Here is a 26,796-nt window from a genome sequence, read left to right as displayed (position 1 = left end):
CTCACACTCAGAAAGTCCCCGGGTAAGCGCCGCCGTCGGCCAACACGTTTTGCCCTGTCATATAGCCTGCTTGCACACTGCACAGAAACGCGCAGATGGCACCAAACTCTTCGGCCTGGCCGAAACGTTTAGCAGGAATTCCCGCCAAACGCGCAGCCCGCAATGCGTCCACATCTTTGCCCGTTTTGGCCGCTGAAGCCGCCATGGTCGACTTCAATCGATCGGTCTCAAACGCACCGGGCAACAAGTTATTGATCGTCACGCCGTGCGCAGCGATACCACTGCGTGCGACGCCTGCCACAAAGCCACTCAGACCACTACGCGCACCATTGGACAAACCCAGCACGTCAATAGGCGCTTTCACCGAACTGGAGGTGATATTGACGATGCGCCCAAAGCCACGCTGCGCCATGCCATCCACCGTCGCCTTGATTAGCTCAATCGGCGTCAACATGTTTGCGTCAACGGCCTTAATCCACTGATCTCGGTCCCAATCACGAAAATCACCCGGCGGTGGTCCCCCCGCATTCGTCACGACAATGTCGTAATCCCCACGTTCCGCGAACACGGCCTCGCGGCCTTGTGGCGTCGTGATATCAACGGCGACCGCTTTGACAAAACTCTCGCTATTCGAGCGCTCCTGCAATAGCTGTTGCTGTGCCAGGTTTAATGCATCGGCACCACGCGCCACAATCACCACGTTAACGCCCGCACGCACCAACGCCAGCGCGCAGCCGTAGCCCAAACCCTTGCTTGCCCCACCGACTAGGGCAGTTTTGCCCGAGATTCCCAGATCCATGTTTATTCCTCGTCACTAAAAAAGTCGACCGACAACAGACTCACGGTCGCATATTGAATTTTTCGATCAAAGCCTTAAACGTAGCATTGTCACGCTCGATCTGCTCTGTAAAATTTTTCTGATCCGCCACGACATAACCCAGATTCTGCTCGGCCATGAATTTCTTCAGGCTGTCTTCTGCAGCGGCCTTGCGGAAAGCATCGCCCAAAGTGTCCAACACGGGCTGAGGTGTACCTTTTGGTGCTGCAATCCCTCGCCACGTCCCAATGGACAGATCAATGTTGCGCTCTTTCAGCGTCGGCACATTTTCAAAGCCTTCCACACGCTTGTCGGCCATCACCGCGAGTGTCTTCAGTTTGCCGGCTTTCACATACTGAATGACTTCGGCCGGACTGACGGCTACCGCATCAATGTGCCCCCCCAACAGTGCTAATACTGCCGGATTTCCGCCATTAAAAGGAATGTGATTGAATTTAGTACCGGTCTTGTCCTCCAGCGCTGCGGCTGCCAAATGCCAGATCGATCCCACACCCGCGTTCCCCACCTGCATCATCTCTGGCTTTGCACGCGCCGCGTCCAGAAACTCTTCGATCGTGTTGTACGGCGAATTAGCAGCAACCGTGATGGCCGAGGGATCAGCATTAAGCTGGATGATAGGCGTGAAATTTTCGTAGGTGGTCTTGGTTAACCCCAGATGGGGAATGATCACCATATCTGCCGTCACCAACGCGAGCTTGTAGCCATCGGGCTTGCTATGGGCGACATCGGTCAAACCAATTCCCCCTGCTGCTCCAGGCTTGTTCAACACCACAATCGTCTGGGGAAAATGCTTGCGCGACGCATCTGCCATGGCTCTCGCCAAAGCATCGGTACCGCCACCTGCAGCAAACGTCACCACCAATTCAACCGGACGACTAGGGAAATTCTGTGCTTGCGCGACCGGAATCGCAGCCAGCGCCGCAGCGCCGCCTAGCAAGGCAGAAACGATACAGCGATTAAATGCACGGCGTTTCATAGCCTCTCTCCACATGAAGTTTTAGTTATGCCGCATCACCTTGAGTTCAAGGGGCGTCCCTCGATACTCATGGACGCTGGATCACCGCATTGATGCGGCTATTTGTTTAGCGAATAAATTGCTGCACATAGTCTTCACCCAAACCCACCCCGGTGAAATGCTTGCGGCACATATCGATCTTGGTAAAGACGTCCTCGTACCCCATACCCTTGCCCCACGGATCCGTGTAGTACATGACTCCGTTCACCTGAAAGTACGTGATCATTTCCTCCACATCGGGCGGGACGTACAGCGTGTGCGTTTCGCCCGGCGGCTCAAACACGTAGCTGCCCTCAGTCGCCTCCCAGTCATGCTCCAGATAGCGCCAACGACCTTTCAGCACAAAACCGTGCACGGCCTGCGGATGGCGGTGGCGGCTCAACACCCCAGACTTGCGCACCCGCAACAGGTTCATCCAGTAGCCCTGGCTGGCGTTCAAACAGAGCGGGCGAAACCAGACATTCTCGGCCTGAGGCACCCATAGGCGCTCATCTGTCGGGATCGCATGTGGAATCACTATCTCCGGCAACGCGTCGGGTGGATTGGGATGCTGATAGGGCGTCAACGGCTCGGCATCAGGCTTATCGATAGGCATATCATCTCCGTAATTGTCCATAATATGGTCTTATTGTTTATTTTATGGACAATTATAGACATAGCTCTGCGATGCACAAGCCAAGGGTTTACCCGGGTTCAAGAGTGGGAAGATTTCTACGGGTTCTGCTGAGCGGCAGTTCGCGTTCGCCAGCTGCCAACCCAGAACTTTCAACTCGGCCAGTATCAAAGCGCACCCTCAAACATCATGCGCAGTATCACACCGCCCTGGAACGCCTGGATACCGCCGTCGTCACGCTGGATGACCAAGGGCAAGACCAATCGCGATATCGGCGAGACTCTGGGAATCGCGCCACGCACCGTCAACAAGCACCTAGAGCATATCTTTGTGAAGCTCGGTGTCGAAACGCGCGCGGCGGCGACCGCGCTGACGATGAAGCATATGCACCACGTCTAGGCCGGCGACAAAAGCCTCGTGCCTCGAGGCCTCAGTTCACCAAGTGGGGCGTGCCCGGATAAATCAAGCCTCGGAGGGTTTGCGCCGCAGCGCAACCGCCTGGCTCGCGGTCCAGAACCCAATGCACAATGCCGAACTGGTAGCCATGCCCAACGCGAGCAATAAGGGGCTATCGAACAACAACGGCGCCACCAGCCCCGACACCGAGGCAAAGATCGTCATCTGCACGGAACTTTGCAACGACGAGGCCAAGCCTCGCATCTGCGGAAAGATGCCAAGCACCATCACCGTCATGCTGGGCAAGACGATGGACATACCCAGCGCGTAGACGAAAATTGGAATGACCGCCCAGGGCACCTCGGCTTGCCAAATCAGGTTATAGAGCACGTTGATCACGCCACCGGTCGCCATAATCAACATACCCACCCGGATCATCACGTCAGCTCGTACCCGCCCCGCCAACCGGGAATTGATCATGGCGCCGCCCACCATACCCGTGATGAATGGGATAAACAGCCAGCCGAATGCCGTCTCGGGCAGTTTCAGGATGCCCATAATGAAGCTGGCCGCCGAGGAGATATAGAGCGAGAATCCGGCAAAGGCAAAGCCAACGCCCAGGATGGCCAGAACGAACTGGAGGCTACGCAACGCCTTGAGATAATTGCGCAGAATCGAGCCCAGCTTAAAGGGTTGACGGGCTTCGGGCGGCAGACTTTCAGGCAGCTTGCGCACGCATACCCATAGCAGCACCATCGTCAGGATGACCAACAGGCCAAACGTCGATCTCCACCCGGCGTAGTTATTCAGATACCCCCCGATCACCGGCGCAATGGCGGGTGCCAGGCTGAAGACCATCGTGATATTCGCAAACAGCCGCTGCGCATCAGCCCCGTGAAAGCGATCACGTACCAGCGCCTGGCCCACCACGCGCCCCGCCCCCGCCGAACAGCCTTGCATGGTGCGAAAGAACAGCAGCCAACCAAAGGATGGCGCCAGCGCGGAGCCTACTGAGCCGATACCAAACAGCACCAGGGAAGCGATGATGACCGGACGACGCCCAAAACTGTCCGACAAGGTTCCCCAGAACAGGCTCATGACCGCGAAACCCGTCAGGTAAAGACTGAGCGTCTGCTGCACCATGGCTTGACTGGCGCCGAACTCGTCACCAATGCTCAAAAAAGAGGGCAAATAAGCGTCAGTCGCAAAAGGACCCAACATGGCCAGACAGGCCAGGATGATCGTCAAGGTGCGAAGTGGGGTCATCAATCAACTCATACTAGTAAAAGACGCCCCTAATAGAGCAACGGAAACACCATGCCATCAAGCATAGGGCATGAGGACAAAGCAATAGGGGAACTGCGACACAGGGCGGGCCAGGGTCGCGGCCATTGTAGCCGTCGCAAAAGTAACAACCCGGCCCCAGGAATGGTCGTTCGGCGCTGATAGGCAAACCTGTTTCCGCTATTGCGGCCGCCCGGCGGCGGATCCGTCGCCAAATCTGCACCGATCCAGCCCCGGCTCATGCGCAAGAAGGTCGCCATAACCAGCGCCCGTCATCCAATTCTGCTAGAATCGCTGATTCGCATTTGCACGATGCCGGTATGGCCCGGTTTTGCTGCATCAGCATCCAGATCAGGACAGGTGGCCGAGCGGTTGAAGGCGCACGCCTGGAAAGCGTGTATACGTGATAAACGTATCGGGGGTTCGAATCCCCCTCTGTCCGCCATTACTCTCATATAGTCCGAGACACGATAAAAACCTCGTAGAAACAAAGCTCTACGGGGTTTTTTGTTGTCGGGCTCTACCCCATTTTCGGGGGATGAACACTGGCTCGGATACGTCACGTAGTCCCGCTGTCGGCCTCGTTCGCGCCCCGCTTCATTTTTTAATCCCATGGTCGCGGCTCAGCGCTTCGATTAGCAGTTTTGCTCCGTGTGAGAGCGGCGCGCCTTTTCGCGTAACGAGTTCGTAGGGTTCACTGCGGGAGGCTAGATCCAGCGAAAGAATGCAGGTCATCTCGTGACGGGCAAAAAACTGCGCGACGTCGATGGACACGAGCGCGACGAATGACGGATTACTTCGCAGAATCGCGAGGGTGGCGAACACGGAGGTCGTTTCGAGCAGATGTCTCGGAAAGCGGATTTCGGCGTCCCGGAACTCGCGCTCGAGAAGCAGGCGCATCGGCATGTTTGCGCGATACACCACCCAACGATATTCCGCGAGATCATGTAGCGTGAGCCGCTTCTCCCCCCTGAGTGGATGCTGCACGTTGGCAACCACCGCGAGTGTTTCGTCCTGCAGCTTGAGCGAATCGTAAATTTGTGGCGTTTGGCTGATTGTCGTACGACAGATCGCGAGATCGAGCCGACCCACATCGATCAGGCTCAGCAGGGCTGCGCTTGTGTCTTCCACGATCTCGACCGACAGATCCGGGTTGAGCGCTGTGATCGCATCGGTAAGGAGCGGCACCGCGCCCATGATGACGCCAACCGACACGCGCCCACCCTGGATCCCCACCATTTCCTCGCGCATCTGCGAAAGCTCTGTGTAGATCACGCGCGCATAACGGATCGCGCAATGCCCGGCCTCATTGGGTTCGAGCCCGCGATTGGTGCGCTTGAATAGCGGCGTGTCGAAGGTGGTTTCGATTTCCTGCAATGCCTTGCTGGCGCCCGGCTGCGTAAGCGCGACCTGCTGCGCGGCTTTAAGCAGTGATCCGTGGTCGCCGAGCGCGATCAAAAGCCGCAATTGCTTCAAGTGCAATCGGGAAACGATGGAATTGAGCGGTGGAATCATGGGTTGAAGAAAAGTTATACCCGTATCAGATCTTCTCAATTACTGCGCAGCAACCTTTTTCCTATACTGGATCCACGCAGGCTTTTTAGGCGTCACAGCGCAACATGAGTCCAGACGGTCGGCATCTTACGCCACAGCACTGCTTTCATTGATTCATTCATTATAACTAAAGCTTATTGCCATGCCTCTCATCAACTACATCACGCAGATTCAGTTCGACTTTGGTGCCGTCCGTTTGCTCAAGAGTGAATGCGAACGCGTGGGCATACTCCGACCATTGATTGTCACCGATAAGGGGGTGCGCGCTGCAGGCATTATCGATACCGTGCTCGAGGCGCTTGCGGGCGCCGTGCCGGCAACGATCTATGACGGCACGCCGCCGAATCCGAACGAGGCCGCCGTGCGCGAAGCCGTAGCGGTTTATGGGGCCGGCGCGTGCGACGGCATCATCGCCGTAGGCGGCGGGTCCTCCATTGACCTGGCCAAGGGCGTGGCCGTTTGCGCAACGCACGATGGTCCGCTGCAGCGCTTCGCTGTGATCGAAGGAGGCGTGGCAAACATCACCGTGAAAACCGCGCCGGTCATCGCAGTGCCGACGACGGCCGGGACCGGTAGCGAAGTGGGCCGCGGCGCAATCCTGATTCTTGACGATGGCCGCAAAGTCGGCGTCATCTCGCCCTTCGTAGTGCCTCGTGTTGCGATCTGCGATCCCGAACTGACATTAGGCTTGCCGAGCTCATTGACGGCGGCAACGGGCATGGATGCCGTCGCACACTGCATCGAAACGTTCCTTGCTCCCGCTTTTAACCCGCCTGCAGACGGCATCGCGCTCGACGGATTGTGGCGCGCGTGGCGCCATATCGAGCGCGCGACGCGCGAGCCCAGTGACCGCGTCGCGCGCATGAACATGATGAGCGCGTCGATGCAGGGCGCACTCGCATTCCAGAAGGGCCTCGGTTGTGTGCACAGCCTGAGCCATTCGCTCGGCGGCATCAATCCGCGACTTCATCACGGCACGCTAAACGCGATCTTTCTGCCGGCTGTGCTCGCTTTTAATCAGGAAGCACCTTCCGTGCGCAACGAGAACAAGCTTGACCGCATCGCAATGGCAATGGGTATGAGCAATGGCAATGAGGTGGCTTCGTCGGTGCGCACTATGACACAGCGGCTCGGCTTGCCCACCGGGCTCGCACAGCTGGGCGTCACGCCCGCGATGTTTCCGGACATCATCACGGGCGCGCTCAAGGACCATAGCCACAAGACCAATCCGCGCGAGGCGTCCGAGGCGGATTACCGCGCCATGCTTGAAGCGTCGCTTTGAGGCGCGCGGGTGGAGCATGGCCGGGACGCGCAGCGCGGGCTTGCCGTCGCGCGCCTGCCAACAAGAGGAGGGTATGACATGGAGCAAGGAACAACAACCGAAGGTACGAAGGCTAGCCGGGTAGCAATCGTGACCGGGGCGAGCACCGGAATTGGCCGAGCCACTACACGTGCGTTGCTCGATGATGGCTGGTGCGTTGCACTGGCCAGCCGACGCGTGGATGCGCTCAATGAAGTGGTGCATGCATATTGTGAAGCGAGGGGCGATCGGGCCCGCGCGATCGCGGTACCCACTGACGTGTCCGATCCGGCGTCGGTGCAGCAACTGTTTGACGTGACTCGGGAGGCGTTCGGGCGCCTTGACCTGCTCTTTAATAATGCTGGCCTTGGCGTGGAAGGGGTGTCGGTAGAGGCATTGTCCATCGATCGGTGGAAGCAATTGATGGACGTCAACGTGACGGGGACGCTGCTTTGCACGCAGGCCGCGTTCCGACAGATGCGCGCACAGAGCCCTAGAGGCGGGCGCATCATCAATAACGGCTCGCTCTCCGCACACGTTCCACGGTTGCATTCTGCCGATTACACCGCAAGCAAACACGCGGTCAGTGGCTTGACTAAGGCTTGCGCGTTGGACGGACGCCAATACGGCATAGCGGTTTGCCAGATCGATTTCGGCAACGCGCAGACTGACATGACGGCGAAGATGGGGGCAGGCACGCTTCAGGCGAATGGCGAACTTGCGCTTGAGCCGGTCATGGACGTGTCGCACGCGGCGCGTTCAGTCGCCTACATGGCGAGCCTGCCGCTGGAAGCGAACGTCCAGTTCATGACCGTCATGGCGACCGCGATGCCTTTTATAGGACGTGGTTAGCGCGAGCAGGTGTAGCCGTTAGACGTGGGTTGTTTTAAGCAGCACTACAAAACAAATTGGAGACACAAAATGCAAGCGCAAGCATCATTGGTGGCAAGCGAACAGCCTGCCGATCTGCTCGACGAGGCCAGAATTCTTAACAAGGTTAGTTGGCGTATTGTTCCTTTAATCCTCGCCTGTTTCGTCGTCGCTTACTTGGACCGGGTAAATGTCAGCTTCGCCAAACTGCAGATGCAGTCGGATATCGGCCTGAGCGACGCCGCCTATGGTCTCGGCGCCAGTGCTTTTTTTATCGGCTACCTACTATTCGAAATTCCGAGTAATGCCATTTTGGTGAAGGTGGGTCCGCGCCTCTGGATCGCACGGATCATGATTACGTGGGGCCTCGTCTCGGCTGGGATGATGTTCGTGCGCTCGGAAAATATGTTCTACTTTTTGCGTTTCCTGCTCGGTGTACTGGAAGCGGGTTTCGTGCCGGGTGTGCTCTATTACTTCACACGGTGGTTTCCGGCCGAGCGCCGTGGACGGATCAATAATCTATTTTTCGGCAGCATCGCGCTGTGCGGCATTATCGCAGGGCCGGTTTCAGGCGGGATTCTCAAGTTCTTCGACGGCGCGCACGGCTTGCCAGGATGGCAGTGGCTGTTTCTGCTGGAAGGCGTGCCGTCGATCTTGCTGGGCGTGGTCGTGCTGCTGGTGCTCGACGATCACGTCAAGGATGCGAAATGGCTCACGCAAGACGAGAAGCGGCGCCTGAGCGAGATCCTTGCGCGCGACTCCCAAGTGGGCAATACACATTCGTTCGCTGCGGCGCTGAAGCTGCCAATCACGTATCTGTTCTCGCTCATTTATTTCGGACTGTGCATGGGCATCTACGGCTTTCTGTTCTGGATGCCGCAATTGATCAAGACAGCCGGCACCACCGATCCGTTCATGATCGGCCTGCTTACGTCACTGCCGTACATCGTGGCGTTGATTGGCACGATTTTGCTGGGCAGGACGTCGGACCGTACCGGTGAGCGCCGCTGGCACCTGACGGGTTGCGCATTGGCGGCGGCAATCGGCTATGTGCTCAGCGCGGCGTACGGAAATAACACGGTAATTCTCGTCATTGGCATGATGATCGCGGCGACCGGCGTGATCGCATCGTTTGGCATTTTCTGGATTTTCCCCGCGCGCGTATTGACGGGGGCGGCGGCCGCTGCGGGTGTGGCGCTCATTAACTCGATCGGGCAGATCGGCGGGCTCATCGCACCGTATATGGTGGGCAAGGTCAAGGAGGTGACCGGCAGCGCATCAATGGGTCTCTACACGATCGCACTGACCTGCGCAGTAACGGCTTTACTCATCGCCTATGCGATACCGCGAAACATTCGCTTCCGCGATGTCGGCGCGCAGCGACGATAAATACCCACGTCTTCTACTGATTACGACCTTATGAGCAAGCAACCCTTGATTCTTGTTCGGCCATATACGCCGACCGATATGGCGATTCTCGAACAAACATATGACGTTCACCGTTTGTGGGAGGCACCCGACAAGGTAAGCTTCCTTCGGACATTTGGGTCAGGTGTGCGCGTGCTGGCGACTGACGGTGAGTACGGCGCCGACGCAGCGACGATGGATTTGCTCCCGGACCTCGAGCTCATCGCGAGCTTTGGTGTAGGACTCGACGCAATCGACCTCGCGCACGCACGGCACCGAAATATCCGCGTGACCCACACGCCAGATGTGCTAACAGAGGATGTCGCAGACATGGCGTTCGGCTTGCTGCTCGCGTGCGCTCGCCGTATTCCGCAGTGTGATAGCTACGTGAGGCAGGGGCGCTGGCCCGAGGGAGGCCCGGGCCTGACAACACGCGTATGGGGCAAGCGTGTCGGCATATTGGGACTCGGCCGCGTGGGGCGCGCGGTGGCCACGCGTGCAGAAGCATTCAAGCTTGAAGTCGCATACCACGATCGATGCCGCTTCGACGATGTGCACTATCGGTATTTCGACGACGTGGTCGCGTTAGCTGCTGAAGTCGACTTCTTCGTGATCTGCGCGTCCGCTGATACTGACACGCGCGGCCTGATCGGCAAACCTGTGCTCGACGCATTGGGACACGATGGAATGTTAGTGAATGTTGGCCGGGGTGCGATCGTTGACGAACCTGTCTTGCTAACGTACTTGCGCGAGCGCCTGATCGCTGGAGCCGCGCTTGACGTCTTTCACAATGAGCCCGATATCGCACAGGAGTTCAGCGAACTCGACAATGTCATTCTGCAGCCCCATCAAGCGAGTGCAACGAGGGAAACGCGCGCCGCCATGGGGGCTCTCGTGCGCGACAATCTGAGCGCTTACTTCGCTGGTCGGCCGTTGCTGACGGAATTTCCTGGGCCAACCATTGGGCGTCGCGCCCCAACTCGCGCGACTGAGACTCCATTAGGAACATGTGCGCAATGACGACAGAAAAGCACCCCTCGGTGGCAACGGGGGATCGCCCCCGCCTGCGCAGCCGCCGCTGGTTTGACGATCCCTCCGACCCGGGCATGACCGCTCTGTATATCGAGCGATACATGAACTTCGGTATCACGCGCAACGAACTGCAGTCGGGCAAACCAATCATTGGCATCGCGCAAACCGGTTCGGACCTTGCGCCGTGCAATAGGCATCACCTCGACCTGGCCAAGCGCGTCAGGGACGGCATCCGCGATGCAGGTGGAATTCCTCTCGAATTTCCGGTTCATCCGATCCAGGAAACCGGTAAGCGCCCGACGGCCGCGATCGACCGCAACCTCGCGTATCTTGGCCTCGTGGAGATTCTGCACGGCTATCCCATCGACGGCGTGGTGCTCACTACCGGCTGCGACAAGACCACGCCGGCCTGTCTGATGGCGGCGGCCACCGTGAATATTCCATCGATCGTTCTTTCGGGTGGACCGATGCTCGATGGTTGGTACCAGGGGCGCCTGGCGGGCTCTGGCACTGTCGTGTGGGATGCGCGCAAGCGGTTCGCCACGGGCGAAATCGACTATGACGCTTTTATGAACATGGTGGCGTCGTCTGCCCCGTCGGCGGGGCACTGCAATACGATGGGCACCGCGCTTTCGATGAACTCGCTCTCCGAGGTCCTTGGCATGTCACTGCCCGGGTGCGCCGCGATTCCCGCGCCTTATCGCGAGCGTGGCTGGATGGCGTATCGCACCGGGGAACGGATCGTCGAGATGGTCGCCGAGAATCTGCGGCCGTCCGACATCATGACCCAGACCGCGTTCGAGAATGCGGTCGTCGCCGCAGCGGCACTCGGCGCATCGTCGAACTGTCCGATTCATGTGGTCGCAATCGCAAGGCACATGGGTGTCAACCACACGCTCGACGATTGGCAGCGCCTTGGGCCGGAGATTCCGCTACTCGTCGACTGTCAGCCGGCCGGCCGGTTTCTTGGCGAGGCGTTTCACCGTGCGGGAGGTGTAGCGGCGGTCATGAAGGAACTGATGTTAGCTGGACGTCTTCATACGGAGGTCAGGACGGTCACGGGGCGTACACTCGCCGAAGACTTGGCAGCTGTCCAAGAACCAGACCGTACGGTCATTCGCGCCTTCGACAATCCGTTGAAGGAGGCGGCAGGTTACGTCGTCATGTCGGGCAACTTTTTCGACAGCGCCGTGATGAAGATTAGCGTTATCGATTCCACTTTCCGCAAACAGTTTCTGTCCGACCCAGACAATCCAGATGTGTTCGAGGGTAGGGCTGTCGTATTCGAGGGGCCAGAGGATTATCATGCGCACATCGATGATCCGGAATTTAGCATCGACGAGCGCTCCATTCTTATCATCCGTAACTGCGGGCCCGTCGGTTATCCGGGCGGCGCGGAAGTCGTCAATATGCAGCCGCCCGCCGAATTACTTAAGCGCGGAGTCAAGACGTTACCGACCATAGGCGATGGCAGACAGAGCGGCACTTCGGCGAGTCCATCGATCCTAAACGTGTCGCCGGAGGCGGCTGTCGGCGGTGGCATTGCGTTGCTCAAAACGGGCGACAAGATTCGCATTGATCTGAAATCGCGCAAGGTGGACGTGATATTGCCGGAGGATGAGTTCGCCCGCAGGCGCGATGCGTGGGTCGCCCCCACGTTGCAGCACCAGACTCCGTGGGAGGAGATTTACCGCAGCCTCGTGGGGCAGCACGGCAGCGGCGCATGCCTGGAGCCAGCCACGCTTTATGTGAACATCTTGGAGACACGGGGTGAGTCGCGTCATAATCATTGACTTGAGAGTACGCTGATGTGTCGCTTTGATACGCACAACCTCATGCGCACAGTACTCGCACACAGGCCGCGTGGCGGGCTTGGCCCAGACGTGAATGTCTCGGCGCCGCTCGACGCGCTGAACTACTAAATCTCTGATCCCTAAGATAGAATCGATTGGGGACATCGGCATTGCCTCCATTAAACGTGTTCTTCGCAAAAACAAGTCTAATGAATGTCGGTGTCCCCCGTTTATGAGGTAGAGCCATTTTGCAGCGTAGGACACAGACGGAGGCCATTCTTGGCGCTATGATGCGGTTGTTCTAACAGGAAGACGAAAATGGCCAAGAAAAATACCCCGGACCCTGAAGTCGAAGCCTTGATCCAGTGGTGCACCGAGGTCGAGGGTTTTCTAGTGGCCGCCGGTGCCACGTTGCGCCAGGCACAGGATCATATCGAAGAACAGGCCGAATGGTTTACCGACCTGTTCTATGATGGGTTAACGCCGGAAGAGGCCGCACGGCAGGCGTTGAACGAGTGAGCCGGCCCGGTGCCACGTCAGTACGGGCGCCGGGCGTTCGACGCATTCGCACAGCAGTCGATCATGAGTGACAGCTTTTTTGACGATTCGGACTTCTTTTTCCTTTGCCGAGGGATTGGCGAAAGACTTGAGGCATTCGTTACCCGATTTACGCTACGCCCGAATTCGCACTCGGAAGTTTTGACGCCTTTGACCGAGCGACATGTTCCGCAGAATGGGCAACCTGGCTGGCTTTGGCATCTCGACGCTGTCGAGCACGCTGGCGTCGATCTGTATCTTCTCGACCCATCCGATCGGCATTTTATGATCTGCCTGCGACCCGATACGCATGTCGTTTTCGGCCTTCCCTACAATCTTCTGAGCGAGGAGGATATGTCGGCCCTCCTGCGGCAATTCGATGCCATCTGCGGATGGGGTTGGTCGAACGAACCACCACCCCAGCTCCTAGCCGACATCAAAGAGCGCGCGCGAAATCCTTCACCGATTTATCGAAGATATTGTCACGGCAGTATGATGCAGGCGGGTGACTAATCAGGTCGCGAAATCTGGGCGCACGTGAAGGCAAAGCATCCTGATGAGATGACGAAAGGGTTCACGCATCTGCTAAGGTAGGATCGGTGTTTCCGACGGCTGGCATTCGGGCATCGATGGTGGCGGATTCAGGCCGACGAAAGCCCGGTCCCCGAATGACCAGTATTGCGCGCCAAGTTCTGTCTCATCGAGCACGCGCAGCATCACCGGTCGCTCAACTGTCAGCTTCATCAGCGGACGCTGATCAGTCAGCGAACGGCCTTCTGCCCCCGTTCCCAGACATTTCGCCACGCCTGGCCTGTCATACCAGCTATTCATGTTGGCAAGAATTTCCTGCTCAAAGTGCATGGAATCGACCGTGGCCCAAAGCGTCGAAACCAGCAGACCCACAGTGATGCCCTGCCACAGGCCCCGAAGCCTGAACAGCGCTAGCGCTCCCCACAAGACTAACAAAACCAGGAGGCCAAAATGCCAGATCAACGGATGCCCGCTACCGGCCAGCAACAGACTGCCCGTGCTGATGATGAAGCTGCCAATAGGCAACATGGCAACAGCGGCAAGAGCGCTATCGATGCCGTCACGAAAACGTCCGGGAGGTGCTCGAAAACCTCCGTCGCCGATAAGTACCGCGCCAATTCCCGCCCGTAGCATCAGCCCCGCAAAACCGCCTAGAAGCCCCCAGATGGTAAAGACCGAGACCCAGCCACCGCCAACACTATCGATCAACCCCTCGCCAAAGTCGTTTTGCATTCTACTGAGATACCAGCAGGCCACGAAGCAGCATCCTGTCAACCAGATACGTATCCCCCAACGAGGGGGCAGGATCAGGCAAGCAAGTCCGGCCAGGGCAGCAAGGGAGAGCAAAAAATCAGGCACGCAGCGCCCTCGTTTCGGCAGATATATGCATTGTTCTTGTTGTGCTCACAGCGACAACGCGGCATGGCAGGCAGGGGGCAACCGAAGATCTTTTGCGTCCTTTCCTTCAGCAAAGGCCTGCCCGAGTTCTCGTTGTATGTCACCTCGGTTTTCAGATTTTCTGTCAATTTGGCAATCAATATCTTGGGGTAATTGTGCAAGAACGATCGTCAGCTCAGATGGCGTGATTGACAATGACTCGATCTCGCGGCCCTCGGACGTGAGTCTCAGCACATAGGATCGCGTGTTGTATTTGCTGAGGCCGGACGTGACAAGCGCGCCATCGATGCTGGCAAAGTGCAAGGACCGACTGGAGAGCCAGGACACGACATCGAGCCGATCGGGATGAACGCGATAATGCGGTCGCAACGACCATGCGTAGATCACCACGCAGAAGAATATGAGGCTGCCAAGAAAGATTCTGGCCCCTCGCGCGGTCGGACTGGAATCCAACAAGACGATGAGAGCAAGGCACCCGCCTAAACCCACCACGCTAAGCAAAGTGCACATTGCCACGCCCGAGGCAACTGAATTTTCAACGACGACCCCAGAGCTACCTGTGCGAATCAGCCACAATAGCAGCCGATGAAACCCGTAGCCACCCACTAGCAGGGCAGCGCCACTAAATAAAACAACAAAGGGAACAGCATTTACCAGCCTGAACGTACCTGCCTGGCGAAGTTTTTCCCGGAGCGCTTGCACTTCGTGGGATTTCAAACGATCAGGCATGCTGCACCATCGGTTTAGCAGCGGTCATGTCAAAATTTCCATCTTCGTCGTCGCACTCCGATCAGGAAGAACTTCGCCCGCTCAGTCAGGCAAAAGATGCGGACAATTCTATGATGATAGCAAGCGCGTTGCGTCAGAAGCTCATCTCGATGCCCCCAGGTACATGCCCTGCTGAATTTGGCCATCTTGCGCAGCTGCGTACGATCAATCGTCTCTAGGGCATCCAGATAACGTTGAATGCTCTGCTCGATTTGCTGCTGACGTTTCTCGATCTTGCCTGGAATGAAGTCCGGTGACGCAAAGGCCAAACTTACAAGCCCGGCAATTGCTACCGATCAATCGGGCGCTCCTCCCAGCCCAAAGACGCGCCCGGACGCTGGCACGCTACGTGCTGCTGACACTACACCTACTTAACAGGAGGTTCTTATGAAACTAAGCATGTTTGCCCTGCCCGTCGTCGCTGCCAGCCTGATTTTGGGAGGTTGTGGTGGCCACCGCAACCACGACAGCGGCTCTACCTATGATCCCCCACAGACGCAAAGCACGACCCCTGCGCCGCCCCCTGCCAGCATGCCTGACGGCAATAGCAACACGCCAAGCCCCGAGTATCCCGCCTCAGGCGGTAGCCGGTGACCCTGCGTACACCGAAGCCGCCCGCCTTGGGCGGGCGGCGGGAACATGGCGGACCAAGATGCCCTCGTTAGCGCTCGCCCCTAAGTACGCATTTTCGGCGCCCGACGCGGTTCGATAGTTTGGTACAATTTTTAGTTGGGTGTCAGGCAGCCTTTTTTCTTGCCTGGCAGGTTATGCGCTGGTCGGGCCGCCACGCGGAGCAATCGCGACTATGCACCCCAGCTTCGGCTCTGCCATCGAAGTAGCCGCCGCCACGATCTTTGCGTTGGCCCTCATCCACACATTCGCCGCCAAGCAGTTTGAGCGAATGTCGCATCGATTCCCCCGCCACGCGGGCCTGTTCCACCTGCTCGGCGAGGTGGAGATCGTCTTTGGCTTCTGGGCCTCCATACTGCTTGTCGTCATGGCCATTGGGGCGGGCGGCAAGGAAGCGCTCGCCTATGCGGAGTCACGCAACTACACCGAACCGTTATTTGTGTTTGTCGTGATGGTGGTTGCCGCGTCCAGGCCAGTGCTCCAAACAGTCATGACGACGGTGAGTCTCATCGCGCGGGTCGTCCCTCTGCCCACAGCGACCGCCACTGCATGGTTAGGTCTCGCTGCGGTTCCGCTTTTGGGATCTCTGATCACGGAGCCAGCGGCCATGACGATTGCGGCATTGATGCTGGCACCACAGATATTCAGGCCCGACGTACCCGTTATTCCAAAGTATCTGGCGTTGGGTGTGCTGTTCGTCAATATATCGATCGGCGGGACATTGACCGCCTATGCCGCGCCGCCCGTGTTGATGGTGGCCACGACATGGCAGTGGGACTCCGCTTTCATGCTGGCCACCTTCGGCTGGAAGGCCGCATTGGCCGTCGTCGTAAACGCAACAATTGCGACGTTTATGCTGCGCAAGCATTTGAACGCCTCATCCACCGATGACTCGCCCGCATCGAATAACACCCCTGTTTCGGTCACGGTCGTCGCCGTGCATCTCGCGGTGCTGGCGGGCGTTGTGATACTTGCCCACCACCCGGTAGCATTCATCGGCCTTTTCTTGTTGTTCCTGGGATTTACGCAGGCTTATGAACGCCATCAAGATCCGTTGATCATTAAAGAAGCGCTATTGGTGGGGTTCTTTCTTGCCGGTCTTGTCGTTCTGGGCGGAATGCAGGCCTGGTGGCTACAACCGATTGTTTCCAGCCTGGAGCCTATTGCCTTGTTCTTCGGGGCGCTGGGGCTGACGGCGATCACGGATAACGCTGCGTTGACCTATCTCGGCTCGTTGATCGACGGAATATCCGACGAGTCAAAGTACATGTTGGTTGCCGGTGCTGTGGCCGGCGGCGGGTTGACCGTCATCGCCAATGCGCCCAATCCGGCAGGCGTGGCGTTGCTCAAGCGTGGTTTTTCCGACGAGACCATCAGCATTGGCGGCTTGCTGCTGGGCGCACTGGCGCCAACGACGATCGCGGCGGCCGCCCTGTTATTTTTGTGATTTTGCCCTGCCGCGTGCAGCATGTCGCTCAATTGACGTCGTCAATCGCGATACGCTGATCGCAAACGCAGCGTTTCAAATGCCCGCATACCATTCGTAGCCGCGGTCTTCCCAGTAGCCGCCTCGGCCGCCCCACAACGTGTCATAGGCGGATACGACTTCGATGCGCATTACGTACTTGGCGTGCTTATAGCCCAGCTGTCGTTCAACCCGCAGGCGCAATGGCGCGCCGTGTGCCACCGGCAAGTCTTTGCCATTCATGGCATAGGCAAGCAGGGTTTGGGGATGATAGGCGTCGAGCAAGTCGATGCTTTCATAATAGCGACCGCTGCCGTCGAGCGTCAGTTCCAACTCGTCGGCGCAATGAAAGACGACATAGCGTGCGCCCGGTTTCAGGCGGGCGAGATCGAGCACGCGCCCCAGTGCCACACCCTGCCATTGCCCGATGGCGCTCCAGCCTTCGACACAATCATGCCGGGTGATCTGCGTGCGAGATGGCAGACGCTTTAAGTCCGAAAGCGACAAGCTGAGCGGCTGCTGCACGAGCCCGTCCACCTGCAGTTTCCAATCCGCGAATTGATTCTCGAGCAGGCGCGCATACTCGTCAGAATCGGGCATTTGCGACCCATTGGCGCGGAACACGGGCGAAAGGTCAGCCAGACTATATTCCGGCGCCAAGGCCTGGCGATCGAGTAATAGCCGCTGCGCGCGCATCGTGAGTTTCTCGGTATTGCGCAGCACGGCGCCCATCTCGTTGCTTTGCGTCAGTCGATCGCACCCTGCTAGCAACGAGACGCCCACACCGGACAGCAGTCCGGCCAATATTCGCCGACGTGAGGAACTAGGTTTCATTTTTCGTCTCCTGAGTGATCGATAGCGTAGCGGCCGGTGATCATCGATCGAATGTTGTTCCAGAACCCTGACAGGACCACCATCAGCACATGGACCACGACAAACAGCACGAGCATGGATGCGGTGATGAAGTGCAACGTGCGCGCGGAGGGACGTCCGCCAAACAGGTCAGGCAAGAAGGGAAAAACCGCGTTAAGACCCGGGGACATCGTCAAGCCGGTCAGCACCATCAACGGCAGCAGCCCCAGCGCGACAAGCAGATAGGTGATTTTCTGCAAGGCGTTGTAGCGCCGCGCCTCGTCGCCTTTGGCGAAGCGCAATCGCACATGATCGACCACTTCATGCCACAGGTGCCGTGGCCGCAACTGGTCCCGGTTCGGGGCCAAATCACGACGAATATGCCCCCGAAGAAAGCCGTGCATGAGGTAAATCAAGCCATTGATGACGAGCAACCAGGCAAATAAAAAGTGCCAGTTCCTGCCGGCGCCGAGGTCATGATAAGAAGGGATCGTGAGCCAATCGGGAAACGCCCGTGCGGTAACGACACCATTCTCGGCCGAGGCGCCCAGAATGCCCGTCGTATCGACGCGTAGCGGACCCACCTGGAAAAAACCGTGTAGCCCATCGTCCTGTTTTTGAGCGCCGACGACGATAAAGGCCTGGTCCGCATCCGCGCCATACTTGCCCCAATACAACCGTGGATGAGCGTTGAAAATCTGCAGTCCGCTCAGCAACAGAATAGACAGACACATCACGTTGACCCAGTGAGTGATTCGCACGATCACTGAATGCCGACGAATAAACTGACGTTCGGCGGGCTGGATGGACACCGCTGACGGATGCTTTGAATCAGGAGTCTTCACAAAAAATCCTCGCGCCGGCTGGCCGATACCGCCAGCCGGCATGGCGGGTTGACCGCATTACATCGGGGGAACGACGCCGTTCTTGCCAACGATCAACTGAGCGGTGGACAACATGCCGTCAATGCCTTTCTCGGCGGGGATAAATACGGCAGCGCCGGGCTTTACGTCGTCAACGGTCGCAGGAGCCAAGGTGACAACCGGTGTGCCCTTGGGAATAGAGATTTTCTTGTCTTTGCCGTGGTAATTCACGGTCACGACGCTGCCGTCCACCGATTTGACGGCATCGCCCACGGTCGCGTTGGTCATCGTGCTGTTGGGCTTCAAGTCCCAGCCGTAACTACCCTCTCCCGTCCCTTTCAACGCGGGCGGGAAGATCAGGACCTCCAGTGCGCCGTCGCCGCCATCCGATTTGGGAAGTGAAGCAATGCCCACAAAATCACCCTGCTTGATATCGCTGATGCTCGCCTTTTGCACCGCCGATGCTCTCCAGCCTTCCTTGAGTGTAATGGTGACGTTTTTACCTTCACGCGACATCACCTGAAGTTGATCCCCGGCGAGCGAGGTCACCGCCCCCCGTACACGAACCATCTGATCCGCCGGACCTGCGGCATACACGGTGGCCAGGCCCCCGGCAGTCATTGCCAGACCGGTCAGGCCGCAGACAGCAAGCTTTCGAATTTGAGAAATAAACATGTTGAATTTCCTTGGGCGATGCAACCATCGCACTGCAACGACATGGCGCACGGGTGAAAAACTATCGAAAGCCGCGCCAAATCAACTTTCGAAAGGACCAACAAAGCAGATAGTTCCGGAGGAGCGACAGTGTCGCCCTCGATAAACAACCAACTAGTTGATCGTTTAATTAACTCAAAAAAACGCGAGGCCTGCCCTTGCTATCAAGGGACTCGCTGCGTTCAATCGGCTAATCGATCAGCAGATCCATAAGACCGTGCTGTGCTTTGCCTCTGCAATGGCTGTCAATCTACTAGTTGGTTGATTGAATGTCAAGCCTTGTTGAATCCAGAATTTTCGGTGCCGTTAACGTTCAGCTTCGCAGGATCGGACTCAACCCAGCGCTGGCGACAAATCCAATACATGCCGCTCACTCTTGGCCCACGACATGTCTAAATTGACGCCACCCCACCACCCCTATACTCTGAATCCAAAGTACAAACGGTGACCTTCATGGCGCTTAAATTCGACAAAGTTCAGGTTCGTCCCGACTATGTGGACGAGGTCTACGGGGTCTTGCTCGACGCAATCAGCGATGGCTCGCTCGCCCCCGGTACGCGCCTCACACAAGAGGAAATCGCCGAACAGTTTGCCGTGTCCCGCTCTCCCGTCCTGCAGGCACTTCGCCTTTTGAAAAAAGATGGTCTGGTACAAGATGCGCCAGGCCGTGGCGTGCTGGTAGCGCCATTGGATATCGAATGGATAGGCAATTTGTACGAAGTCCGTGGTGCGCTGGATGCGCTGGCGGCCAGGCTGGCCGCGCAACGAGGCAGCACGATAGATAGCAGCCTGATTGCCCAGGGCCGAGAGGCTTCGCGCGGCAACGACATCAAGGCCATGATTGATGCGGATATTGCCTTTCACAACGCCGTTTATCGGGCCTGCGGTAATCCGCTGATCGCCGAAAGCGCCCACCTGCACTGGGTACATTTGCGCCGCGTGATGGGCGCCGTGCTGCAATCGTCGGCGCAGCGCGACTCCATCTGGCAAGAACACGCGGACATTGCCGACGCCATCAATGCCCGCAATGCCGAACGTGCGGTGCAACTGACGGAGCAGCACACGGTCCGGGCGCGCAGCAACTTGCTGGAGCGCTTGGGCGAAGTACTGGCGTCCTGAATACGTATGAACACCATCACGCTACGTCAGATTGGCCTTGAATACAGCACCCACTCATAGCAGGGCGCCTTAGGTTGTTGCCACCGTTCGGTGGCGTTACTCGGTGACGGCTTCGAGTGCGATATTCAGCGTCACTTCATCACTCACGGCAGGCGCATACTTGCCCGCGTTAAATTCGGTGCGTTTGATCACGGCCGTCGCGTTAGCGCCAATCGCCGGCTTTTTCAGCATGGGATGCTCACCGCTGTAAAAGGACGTCACGGTCAGCGTGATCGGCTTGGTAATGCCTTTAATCGTCAGATCGCCTTCGATACTGGCCGGACGATCACCATCGAAGACCACTTTTGTTGATTTGAAAGTGGCCGTCGGGAACTTGGCTGTGTCAAAAAAATCGGCGTCCCGAATGTGATCATCAAAGTCGTCGACACCCGTATTCACCGACTTCATGTCGATGGTGACGTCGACCTTAGCCTCGCGGGTATCTTTGTCCAGCACGACCGTCCCGGACGTCTTTTTGAAGCTGAGCGTCTGTTTGGACATCCCCATGTGGGTATACGAAAAATGAGGAAACGTATGGGAGGGATCTACCACATAGGTTTGCGGCGCGGCGATAGCCGAACCTGCAACGAGAGCAGAGAAAGCCAGGGCGATCGCGGAAATTTGAGTAGGTTTCATGCACATATCCTAGTGGGTGAAGTCGTAAAGTCGGGGCATCAAGCGCGCGACGCCAGATTGGGCAAAGCCGTTGGTCGAAGCCGCCTTCGAACTGGGCCGATAGCGGGTCACTGGCCGGACTGGCCTTGATAGACCAGGGCCGCGGCGGCGAGATCCTCGGAGGCAGCGCCTACCGCCTTGTACACCGTGATCTCGTCGTCGGACGTTCGACCGGGATGACGTTGATGGCACAAGTCCGCCAACGTGCCCAACACGCGATCGCGCGCAAATAGCCCTGCCGCAATCGGCGCAAGCAGGTCACCCGATTTATCCAGGGCCTCTTCGGTATCGATAAAGACGGAGGTGCCCGAGAATGTCGCATCGTCAGACTCTCTCATATCCGGCTTGAAACTGCCGATCAAGTCGAGATGAGTCCCGGGCCGCAACCATTTGCGCAACACCAGCGGCTGGGTCGACAGCGTCGCGCAGCTTACGATATCGGCTTGGGCGACAGCTTGCTCCAGGTCGATGGCGACCTCTGCCTGAAATCCCTCATCACGCAGGCGGGACACCAATTGCTTGGCTCTATCGGGGTTAATGTTCCAAACGTCGACTCGCCGCAAATCCCGCACGGCGGCGTAAGCGGGCGCGATGGCGGCGGCCACATTGCCAGCCCCCACGATCAGCAAGCGAGATGCCTCTGCACGCGCGAGATATCTCGCGGCCAGCGCCGATGCCGCAGCCGTACGGCGCACGGTAATTTGATCACCGTCCAGCACCGCGACGGGCACACCATTGGACGCATCAAACAGCGTATAGGTCGAATGCAGACCGGGCAGCCCGCGCTTACCGTTTTGGGGGTAGATCGTGACATGCTTGATACCCAGCAAGCCGTTTTCCTGCCAGGCCGGCATGAGCAGCAACGTCGCCTCGCCATCCTGACTCTGAATCGAATGAATGTGCCGTCGCGGCACATTGCAGCCTTCGATGAAGACGCGCTCCAGCGCAGTGATCAAGGCATCAAACGGCAATCCCGCAGCGGTCTGGCGACTGTCAAAAATTTGCATGGCGGTCCTGTAGGGTCAGCTATTTTTGCGAATTCAACTGACGAGACTACCTCAATCGCCGCCCGGCGTGGGCATCAATCGGAAAATTCGCCGCCCTCCAGCCGCGACCCTATCAAGGTAAATGCGGGCGGCGGTACACGCGCCAACGCGCTAGTCAGCCCTGAGACCTATTTTCTGCGTCAACGAAGCAAACCGGTCGATATCCTGGCTGATCAGCGACTGGAACTCCCCAGACGTGCTGGTCGTCGGGCTAAATCCCAATGTCAGCAAATCGCGCCGTACGTCGGATCGCTTCATGATCTGCGCGACGGTGCGATTGAGTTTGGCGACGACATCCTCGGGTGTGCCTGCCGGTACCAGCAGTCCATGCCATTGATCCAGCTCATAACCCGGCATGCCCTGCTCTGCCACGGTAGCCACATCGGACATCAACACGGAACGCTCGGGCGATGTCACCGCCAAGGCGCGCAGCCGGCCGGCCTGCAAGAACGGAGATGCGCTGGAAGCCGTCACGATACCCATTGGCACCTGCCCCGCCAAAACGTCATTCAACGCCGGACCGCAGCCGCGATAGGGCACGTGCAGCACGGGCAGGTGCGCTTTCATCTTCAGCATTTCCCCAGCCAGATGCTGAGGAGTACCGTTACCGCAGGATGCGAACGGCAGTATCGCTTGTGGCTTGCGGCCCGCGGCCATCCAGTCGGCCAACGTGTGATACGGAGAGTCAGGCAGTACTGCCAGCACGGATGGCACAAATGCCACGTTGATCACGGCGCGAAAATCCGCCTTGGGGTCGAAGCCCAGATGACCATACACCCCCGGGTTGATCGCAAACGAACTGTTCACCATCAGCAAGGTGTATCCGTCGGCCGGCGCATCGGCGACGGCACGCGCACCGATGTTGCCACTGGCGCCCGGCCGGTTCTCGACCACGACGGATTGACCCAGGCGCTCCTGCATCAGCGCTCCCAGTTTGCGCGCCAACAGATCCGTGCCGCCGCCGGGAGGGAACGTGACGATGATGGTGATGGGGCGATTGGGGAAAACCTCGGCAGCGTGGGCGTTGAGACCGGTGGCCGATAGCCAGCCCGTCAGGCCCAGCGCAGTTGCCAGCCCCGTCAATATGGACAGCAGAGGAATGACGATACGTCGCGGGAGATTCATGATCTTAACGTCCTTGGCGCGTGATTGACGGCGCCAGACAAGTAGGAATTGAAGTTAACTATCCAGGCCGATGTCCAGCACGCGCGCGCTGTGAGTCAGCCAGCCGATGGCCATCAAATCCACGCCCGTCGCGGCCAGCGCCGGCGCGGTCTCGGGGGTGATGCGGCCCGAGGCCTCGGTAATTGCGCGGCCATCGACCATGCGCACGGCCTCACGCAGCATCTCGGGTCCCATGTTGTCCAGCAGGACCACCTCTACCCCCACCTCCAGTGCGGTGCTCAGTTGCGCCAGCGTGTCGACCTCCAGTTCGATCTTGACCAGATGCCCGATGGCGGCGCGAGCACGCTCAACGGCCTGATGTACCCCGCCAGCAATCGCGATGTGGTTGTCCTTGATCAGGACGGCGTCGTCCAGACCAAAACGGTGATTGCTGCCACCTCCGACTCGCACCGCGTATTTCTGAACGGCGCGCAGGCCCGGCATAGTCTTGCGGGTGCAGGTCACGCGAGCGCGATAGTCGCGTATCGATTGCACGATCGACGCGGTCGCCGAGGCCACACCGCTCAAGTGACACAGAAAGTTCAGCGCCACGCGCTCTGCGGTCAGCATGCCCCGCGCTGGTCCGCTAATGACGGCAATTTCAACCCCGGGGCTTAAGACGGCGCCGTCATTGAGGCGGGCCTGAAATTGAATCCGTGGATCCACCAACTCAAAGGCAATGCGCGCCAGATCCAGGCCCGCCAGCACACCCTCCTGACGGGCGACAAGTCGCGTTTCTGCTATGGCATCGGCAGGCACGATGGCGTCAGTCGTGATGTCACCCGCGCGCCCGAGATCTTCGATCAGCGCATTGCGAACCAGCGGTTCCAAAAGAACGGCCGGCAACGAAGGAACGGAGGGAAAGTTAAATATGCTCATTTTGAGTATTTATGAAACCAAAAAAAGCGCCAAACAGGCAAGAAGTAATTATGCTAGTTTTGAGCATAAGTAAGTGTCAAGCACTTTCGATGGTGCGCTGCGACACGCCATCGCGGTGCGATGGCGTTACCTGGCCAGGAGAGCAACAAGGTCGCTCAACAGTCATTGCTTCGGTTTTCCCGAATATGCGAAAAGAACCGCCAGTGTGGTTCTTTGTTAGTTTCTTTCGCGTGGAACGTTTCAGGGCGGATGCGGGAGGTGTTTCACGGCGAAGCGGGGCGGGTTTTTCATCAATATTGTTATGATATAACATTTCTTTTCTATATATCCCCTCTGGGCTCGAACCAAACCGAACAATATGTCTACGCCTCCTCTCAGTATCACTCCTGCTCGCAGCGCTCCTTGGCGTCCCGCCTTTGCCGCCTTCGCCGTGGCTGCCGGCTTGACATCTGGCGAAGCGAACGCAACCGAGGGAATCTCAGGCGCGCCGTCCAATGAGCCACCGCCCGCGACGACGACGCTCGCCCCTATCGAAGTCAGCGGCGAAGACGTGTCTCGTGAATTGTTGGGTGCCAGAGATCGCGTGACAGTGGACAGCACCGGTTTGCCCGCGGCCATGACAGTCATTACGCCGTCCGAACTCCAAACCATCAATGTGGGCCGTGACATCTCGAACGTATTCCGGCGCGTGCCCGGGGTGGTGGCCAACAACATCGATCAGGGTGATACCGGCAACGGCTTCAGGATGCGCGGCTTCGCTACCCAGGGCACGCATGGGGCGGACACCGCGGTGTACGTGGACGGCGTACCGCAAAACCTGCCTTCCAGCGAAGCCGGAGCGGGGCACGGGCCGGCCTATCTGGAATGGTTGACTCCCGACATGATCGGCAATATCACCGTGATCAAAGGCCCTGTATCGGCCCTGTACGGCGACCAGAATCGTGCTGGCGCGATCGACATCAGTTCGCCTTGGGACGAGGTTCCGTCCAGCATCGGCGCGACGGTTGAAAGCTATGGCGGGCAGCGCGCGACGTTGGTCCATTCGGGCCAGTACAAAGACATCCAATCCCTTTTCGTGGCCGATGTCTATCGCGCCGACAGCTACCGCGATGACGCCAACACCGAGCGTCAGAATTTTTTCTGGAAACTGTCGATGCCTTATGAAGGCGGGCGCTACAGTCTGAGCGTCAACCACTACCATGCACGCTACCACGCCGCGGGCTATTTGCTGTATTCGGATCTGAAGTCCGGAGCGGCCGGTTTCCGCGACGTGCAGTACGACACGCCGGCGTTCGGCAAGAATACGCAGACTGGCCTCGTGTTCAATCGCAGTCCGCTCAATAGCGAGGCCGGCTTCTATACCACTTTGTACGCGCAGCAACTGAAGCGCGAGCGTGGCGCCGCATCCGGGGTGGACCAGCACAACGTAGGCAGCGACGACCGGTATTTCGCGGGCGGTCGCATCGCCAACAACTTCGTCTTTGGCGACAAGGCGGCGTTGTTCGTAGGCGCCGATTTCCGCCGCGACAAAGGCGATGGCATTCGCCAGCGCTATGCGAACGGCGATCCTACCGACAACTACCTGGTCAACTTGAACATGGACCTGGTCACGTACGGCTTATTTGCCCAAGGGCAGTACAAACCAATGGAGAACCTGAAACTGCTGGCGGGCCTGCGCTACGACGCGTTCGACTATGACATCGAAAACCGCAAGCTACCCGACGCGTCGACCCGCTATCGCGACTCCGTCGTGACACCGAAACTCGGTTTTGTGTGGAGCGCGTTACCCGCCCTGGATATCTATGCAAACATGGCAGAAGGCTTTCGCTCACCAGCGGCGCAGCAAATCAGCCCTAGCGGCACGCTGGGGCCGCTAGGCGCACCGGGCGGGGTGGCCAATACCTCGATCGCGCCTTCCAAGGTCCGATCGTACGATCTGGGATTTACCGCATCACCAAGCGAGAACTGGGCCATTGCCGGCGCCGTGTACTACACCGAGAATGAAGACGAGATCGTGCTGACCGCGCCCGATACGTATTCATCGGTGGGCGAGACCACCCGCAAAGGTTTCGAACTGGAAGCGCGCTACCGCTTCAATCCGGGCTTCAGCGTATATGCCAGCTACGGCCGCATCATCGAGGCCGAGATCAAGAATCCGTTGCCAGGCACCGGGGCGCGACTATCCGTGCCCAAAGACATCATCAAGGCTGGCCTGGAATACGGCACGCCGCTGGCGGGTGGCCGGATCACCCTGAACGCCGATGCTTACCTGACGCGTGACATTCCGTACTACAGCGGGTCGCCACTGGCTGAAAAAACCATGCCCACCTACACTCGCTACGACTTTCGGGCCACCTACGACTACCAGGACTATCAACTGTCGGCCTACTGGATCTTGCAGCCGCATCGCTACGCGAGCGAAGCCGCCTACGCCACTAGCGCGGGCCTGTGGATCGCGCCGCAACCCAAGCATCTGGTTGGCGTGAATATGCGTTATTTCTTCTGACGTGGCGCA

The 26,796-nt window shown here is 58.3% G+C and carries 25 protein-coding genes, 1 tRNA gene and 1 pseudogene; 13 read left to right on the top strand and 14 right to left on the bottom strand.

What is annotated here, in order from left to right; translation table 11 throughout:
* Positions 1-7: 7 nt before the first annotated feature.
* The 3 genes from ACYVDM_RS03670 to ACYVDM_RS03660 form a co-directional block, all read right to left on the bottom strand.
* Positions 8-799, bottom strand: coding sequence for an SDR family oxidoreductase (locus tag ACYVDM_RS03670; RefSeq protein WP_415792162.1), 792 nt, complete (start codon positions 797-799; stop codon positions 8-10).
* A gap of 40 nt (positions 800-839) precedes the next feature.
* Positions 840-1,814 (bottom strand): Bug family tripartite tricarboxylate transporter substrate binding protein, encoded by a 975-nt coding sequence (locus tag ACYVDM_RS03665; RefSeq protein WP_415792163.1) that lies wholly within the window; start codon positions 1,812-1,814, stop codon positions 840-842.
* Between the two features lie 106 nt (positions 1,815-1,920).
* Complete coding sequence (locus ACYVDM_RS03660; RefSeq protein ID WP_415792164.1) at positions 1,921-2,448, bottom strand: 2,4'-dihydroxyacetophenone dioxygenase family protein; 528 nt, start codon at positions 2,446-2,448, stop codon at positions 1,921-1,923.
* 258 nt (positions 2,449-2,706) lie between these two features.
* Between ACYVDM_RS03660 and ACYVDM_RS03655 the strand changes: the two are divergent.
* A pseudogene (locus ACYVDM_RS03655) lies at positions 2,707-2,865 on the top strand (response regulator transcription factor); the annotation flags it as partial.
* Between the two features lie 63 nt (positions 2,866-2,928).
* Here the strand turns inward: ACYVDM_RS03655 and ACYVDM_RS03650 are convergent.
* A complete protein-coding gene (locus ACYVDM_RS03650; protein WP_415792165.1) occupies positions 2,929-4,128 on the bottom strand; it encodes a multidrug effflux MFS transporter in 1,200 nt (399 codons plus the stop codon).
* A gap of 372 nt (positions 4,129-4,500) precedes the next feature.
* Between ACYVDM_RS03650 and ACYVDM_RS03645 the strand changes: the two genes are divergently transcribed.
* Positions 4,501-4,591: transfer RNA gene (locus tag ACYVDM_RS03645), tRNA-Ser, on the top strand.
* 152 nt (positions 4,592-4,743) lie between these two features.
* Here ACYVDM_RS03645 and ACYVDM_RS03640 read toward each other — a convergent pair.
* Positions 4,744-5,661 (bottom strand): LysR family transcriptional regulator, encoded by a 918-nt coding sequence (locus ACYVDM_RS03640; RefSeq protein ID WP_415792166.1) that lies wholly within the window; start codon positions 5,659-5,661, stop codon positions 4,744-4,746.
* Positions 5,662-5,842: 181 nt separating this feature from the next.
* Between ACYVDM_RS03640 and ACYVDM_RS03635 the strand changes: the two genes are divergently transcribed.
* The 7 genes from ACYVDM_RS03635 (at position 5,843) to ACYVDM_RS03605 (ending at position 13,152) form a co-directional block, all read left to right on the top strand.
* Positions 5,843-6,982 carry an iron-containing alcohol dehydrogenase gene (locus ACYVDM_RS03635; protein WP_415792167.1) on the top strand — a complete coding sequence of 380 codons (1,140 nt, stop codon included), beginning with the start codon at positions 5,843-5,845 and terminating at the stop codon, positions 6,980-6,982.
* 78 nt (positions 6,983-7,060) lie between these two features.
* A complete protein-coding gene (locus ACYVDM_RS03630) occupies positions 7,061-7,852 on the top strand; it encodes an SDR family oxidoreductase (protein WP_415792168.1) in 792 nt (263 codons plus the stop codon).
* 69 nt (positions 7,853-7,921) lie between these two features.
* Positions 7,922-9,259, top strand: a complete 1,338-nt coding sequence (locus ACYVDM_RS03625) for an MFS transporter (protein ID WP_415792169.1) — start codon at positions 7,922-7,924, stop codon at positions 9,257-9,259.
* A 30-nt stretch (positions 9,260-9,289) separates the two neighbouring features.
* Complete coding sequence (locus tag ACYVDM_RS03620) at positions 9,290-10,297, top strand: 2-hydroxyacid dehydrogenase (RefSeq protein WP_415792170.1); 1,008 nt, start codon at positions 9,290-9,292, stop codon at positions 10,295-10,297.
* Positions 10,294-12,102 (top strand): IlvD/Edd family dehydratase, encoded by a 1,809-nt coding sequence (locus ACYVDM_RS03615; RefSeq protein ID WP_415792171.1) that lies wholly within the window; start codon positions 10,294-10,296, stop codon positions 12,100-12,102. Before ACYVDM_RS03620 ends, ACYVDM_RS03615 begins: the two co-directional genes overlap by 4 nt.
* A gap of 318 nt (positions 12,103-12,420) precedes the next feature.
* A complete protein-coding gene (locus ACYVDM_RS03610) occupies positions 12,421-12,621 on the top strand; it encodes a hypothetical protein (RefSeq protein WP_415792172.1) in 201 nt (66 codons plus the stop codon).
* Positions 12,622-12,684: 63 nt separating this feature from the next.
* Positions 12,685-13,152: a hypothetical protein gene (locus ACYVDM_RS03605; protein ID WP_415792173.1), complete on the top strand. Its 468-nt coding sequence runs from the start codon at positions 12,685-12,687 to the stop codon at positions 13,150-13,152.
* Between the two features lie 72 nt (positions 13,153-13,224).
* On the opposite strand, the gene ACYVDM_RS03600 is transcribed toward ACYVDM_RS03605, so the two are convergent.
* A complete protein-coding gene (locus ACYVDM_RS03600) occupies positions 13,225-13,902 on the bottom strand; it encodes a hypothetical protein (protein ID WP_415792174.1) in 678 nt (225 codons plus the stop codon).
* A 171-nt stretch (positions 13,903-14,073) separates the two neighbouring features.
* On the bottom strand, positions 14,074-14,796 hold the full coding sequence (locus tag ACYVDM_RS03595; protein ID WP_415792175.1) for a hypothetical protein: 723 nt from the start codon (positions 14,794-14,796) through the stop codon (positions 14,074-14,076).
* 426 nt (positions 14,797-15,222) lie between these two features.
* Here ACYVDM_RS03595 and ACYVDM_RS03590 point away from each other — a divergent pair, with 426 nt between their 5' ends.
* Positions 15,223-15,429: a hypothetical protein gene (locus ACYVDM_RS03590; protein WP_415792176.1), complete on the top strand. Its 207-nt coding sequence runs from the start codon at positions 15,223-15,225 to the stop codon at positions 15,427-15,429.
* Between the two features lie 211 nt (positions 15,430-15,640).
* On the top strand, positions 15,641-16,912 hold the full coding sequence (locus tag ACYVDM_RS03585) for a putative Na+/H+ antiporter (protein WP_415792177.1): 1,272 nt from the start codon (positions 15,641-15,643) through the stop codon (positions 16,910-16,912).
* A 75-nt stretch (positions 16,913-16,987) separates the two neighbouring features.
* Here the strand turns inward: ACYVDM_RS03585 and ACYVDM_RS03580 are convergent, their stop codons facing one another.
* The 3 genes from ACYVDM_RS03580 to ACYVDM_RS03570 are packed head-to-tail and all read right to left on the bottom strand — an operon-like array spanning position 16,988 to position 19,320.
* Positions 16,988-17,764 (bottom strand): molybdopterin-binding protein, encoded by a 777-nt coding sequence (locus ACYVDM_RS03580; protein WP_415792178.1) that lies wholly within the window; start codon positions 17,762-17,764, stop codon positions 16,988-16,990.
* Positions 17,761-18,627: a cytochrome b/b6 domain-containing protein gene (locus ACYVDM_RS03575; protein ID WP_415792299.1), complete on the bottom strand. Its 867-nt coding sequence runs from the start codon at positions 18,625-18,627 to the stop codon at positions 17,761-17,763. The genes ACYVDM_RS03580 and ACYVDM_RS03575 overlap by 4 nt, the downstream gene beginning before the upstream one ends.
* Before the next feature lie 57 nt (positions 18,628-18,684).
* Positions 18,685-19,320: a hypothetical protein gene (locus ACYVDM_RS03570; protein ID WP_415792179.1), complete on the bottom strand. Its 636-nt coding sequence runs from the start codon at positions 19,318-19,320 to the stop codon at positions 18,685-18,687.
* A gap of 492 nt (positions 19,321-19,812) precedes the next feature.
* Between ACYVDM_RS03570 and ACYVDM_RS03565 the strand changes: the two genes are divergently transcribed.
* Entirely contained in the window at positions 19,813-20,478 is a 666-nt protein-coding gene (locus ACYVDM_RS03565) for a GntR family transcriptional regulator (protein ID WP_415792180.1), read from the top strand.
* Positions 20,479-20,574: 96 nt separating this feature from the next.
* On the opposite strand, the gene ACYVDM_RS03560 is transcribed toward ACYVDM_RS03565, so the two are convergent.
* The 4 genes from ACYVDM_RS03560 to nadC form a co-directional block, all read right to left on the bottom strand.
* Positions 20,575-21,153 carry a YceI family protein gene (locus ACYVDM_RS03560; RefSeq protein ID WP_415792181.1) on the bottom strand — a complete coding sequence of 193 codons (579 nt, stop codon included), beginning with the start codon at positions 21,151-21,153 and terminating at the stop codon, positions 20,575-20,577.
* Between the two features lie 107 nt (positions 21,154-21,260).
* Entirely contained in the window at positions 21,261-22,199 is a 939-nt protein-coding gene (gene lhpI, locus ACYVDM_RS03555) for a bifunctional Delta(1)-pyrroline-2-carboxylate/Delta(1)-piperideine-2-carboxylate reductase (protein ID WP_415792182.1), read from the bottom strand.
* A gap of 150 nt (positions 22,200-22,349) precedes the next feature.
* Entirely contained in the window at positions 22,350-23,363 is a 1,014-nt protein-coding gene (locus ACYVDM_RS03550; RefSeq protein WP_415792183.1) for a Bug family tripartite tricarboxylate transporter substrate binding protein, read from the bottom strand.
* A 54-nt stretch (positions 23,364-23,417) separates the two neighbouring features.
* Complete coding sequence (nadC, locus tag ACYVDM_RS03545; RefSeq protein ID WP_415792184.1) at positions 23,418-24,281, bottom strand: carboxylating nicotinate-nucleotide diphosphorylase; 864 nt, start codon at positions 24,279-24,281, stop codon at positions 23,418-23,420.
* Between the two features lie 358 nt (positions 24,282-24,639).
* Between nadC and ACYVDM_RS03540 the strand changes: the two genes are divergently transcribed.
* Positions 24,640-26,787: a TonB-dependent receptor gene (locus ACYVDM_RS03540; RefSeq protein ID WP_415792185.1), complete on the top strand. Its 2,148-nt coding sequence runs from the start codon at positions 24,640-24,642 to the stop codon at positions 26,785-26,787.
* Positions 26,788-26,796: the final 9 nt, after the last annotated feature.

It is taken from the genome of Bordetella tumulicola (assembly GCF_054779135.1).
Note: the sequence above shows the minus strand (reverse complement) of the source record. Positions and strands in the feature narration are given on the sequence as shown.

Coding starts and splice junctions, on each gene's coding strand:
- ACYVDM_RS03560 (WP_415792181.1), bottom strand. CDS start 21,153: ATGAAACCTACTCAAATTTCCGCGATCGCCCTGGCTTTCTCTGCTCTC.
- ACYVDM_RS03550 (WP_415792183.1), bottom strand. CDS start 23,363: ATGAATCTCCCGCGACGTATCGTCATTCCTCTGCTGTCCATATTGACG.
- ACYVDM_RS03625 (WP_415792169.1), top strand. CDS start 7,922: ATGCAAGCGCAAGCATCATTGGTGGCAAGCGAACAGCCTGCCGATCTG.
- ACYVDM_RS03665 (WP_415792163.1), bottom strand. CDS start 1,814: ATGAAACGCCGTGCATTTAATCGCTGTATCGTTTCTGCCTTGCTAGGC.
- ACYVDM_RS03640 (WP_415792166.1), bottom strand. CDS start 5,661: ATGATTCCACCGCTCAATTCCATCGTTTCCCGATTGCACTTGAAGCAA.
- ACYVDM_RS03600 (WP_415792174.1), bottom strand. CDS start 13,902: ATGCAAAACGACTTTGGCGAGGGGTTGATCGATAGTGTTGGCGGTGGC.
- ACYVDM_RS03630 (WP_415792168.1), top strand. CDS start 7,061: ATGGAGCAAGGAACAACAACCGAAGGTACGAAGGCTAGCCGGGTAGCA.
- ACYVDM_RS03565 (WP_415792180.1), top strand. CDS start 19,813: ATGGCGCTTAAATTCGACAAAGTTCAGGTTCGTCCCGACTATGTGGAC.
- ACYVDM_RS03595 (WP_415792175.1), bottom strand. CDS start 14,796: ATGCCTGATCGTTTGAAATCCCACGAAGTGCAAGCGCTCCGGGAAAAA.
- ACYVDM_RS03580 (WP_415792178.1), bottom strand. CDS start 17,764: ATGAAACCTAGTTCCTCACGTCGGCGAATATTGGCCGGACTGCTGTCC.
- ACYVDM_RS03650 (WP_415792165.1), bottom strand. CDS start 4,128: ATGACCCCACTTCGCACCTTGACGATCATCCTGGCCTGTCTGGCCATG.
- ACYVDM_RS03540 (WP_415792185.1), top strand. CDS start 24,640: ATGTCTACGCCTCCTCTCAGTATCACTCCTGCTCGCAGCGCTCCTTGG.
- ACYVDM_RS03585 (WP_415792177.1), top strand. CDS start 15,641: ATGCACCCCAGCTTCGGCTCTGCCATCGAAGTAGCCGCCGCCACGATC.
- ACYVDM_RS03635 (WP_415792167.1), top strand. CDS start 5,843: ATGCCTCTCATCAACTACATCACGCAGATTCAGTTCGACTTTGGTGCC.
- ACYVDM_RS03610 (WP_415792172.1), top strand. CDS start 12,421: ATGGCCAAGAAAAATACCCCGGACCCTGAAGTCGAAGCCTTGATCCAG.
- ACYVDM_RS03620 (WP_415792170.1), top strand. CDS start 9,290: ATGAGCAAGCAACCCTTGATTCTTGTTCGGCCATATACGCCGACCGAT.
- ACYVDM_RS03660 (WP_415792164.1), bottom strand. CDS start 2,448: ATGCCTATCGATAAGCCTGATGCCGAGCCGTTGACGCCCTATCAGCAT.
- ACYVDM_RS03605 (WP_415792173.1), top strand. CDS start 12,685: ATGAGTGACAGCTTTTTTGACGATTCGGACTTCTTTTTCCTTTGCCGA.
- nadC (WP_415792184.1), bottom strand. CDS start 24,281: ATGAGCATATTTAACTTTCCCTCCGTTCCTTCGTTGCCGGCCGTTCTT.
- ACYVDM_RS03590 (WP_415792176.1), top strand. CDS start 15,223: ATGAAACTAAGCATGTTTGCCCTGCCCGTCGTCGCTGCCAGCCTGATT.
- lhpI (WP_415792182.1), bottom strand. CDS start 22,199: ATGCAAATTTTTGACAGTCGCCAGACCGCTGCGGGATTGCCGTTTGAT.
- ACYVDM_RS03570 (WP_415792179.1), bottom strand. CDS start 19,320: ATGTTTATTTCTCAAATTCGAAAGCTTGCTGTCTGCGGCCTGACCGGT.
- ACYVDM_RS03670 (WP_415792162.1), bottom strand. CDS start 799: ATGGATCTGGGAATCTCGGGCAAAACTGCCCTAGTCGGTGGGGCAAGC.
- ACYVDM_RS03615 (WP_415792171.1), top strand. CDS start 10,294: ATGACGACAGAAAAGCACCCCTCGGTGGCAACGGGGGATCGCCCCCGC.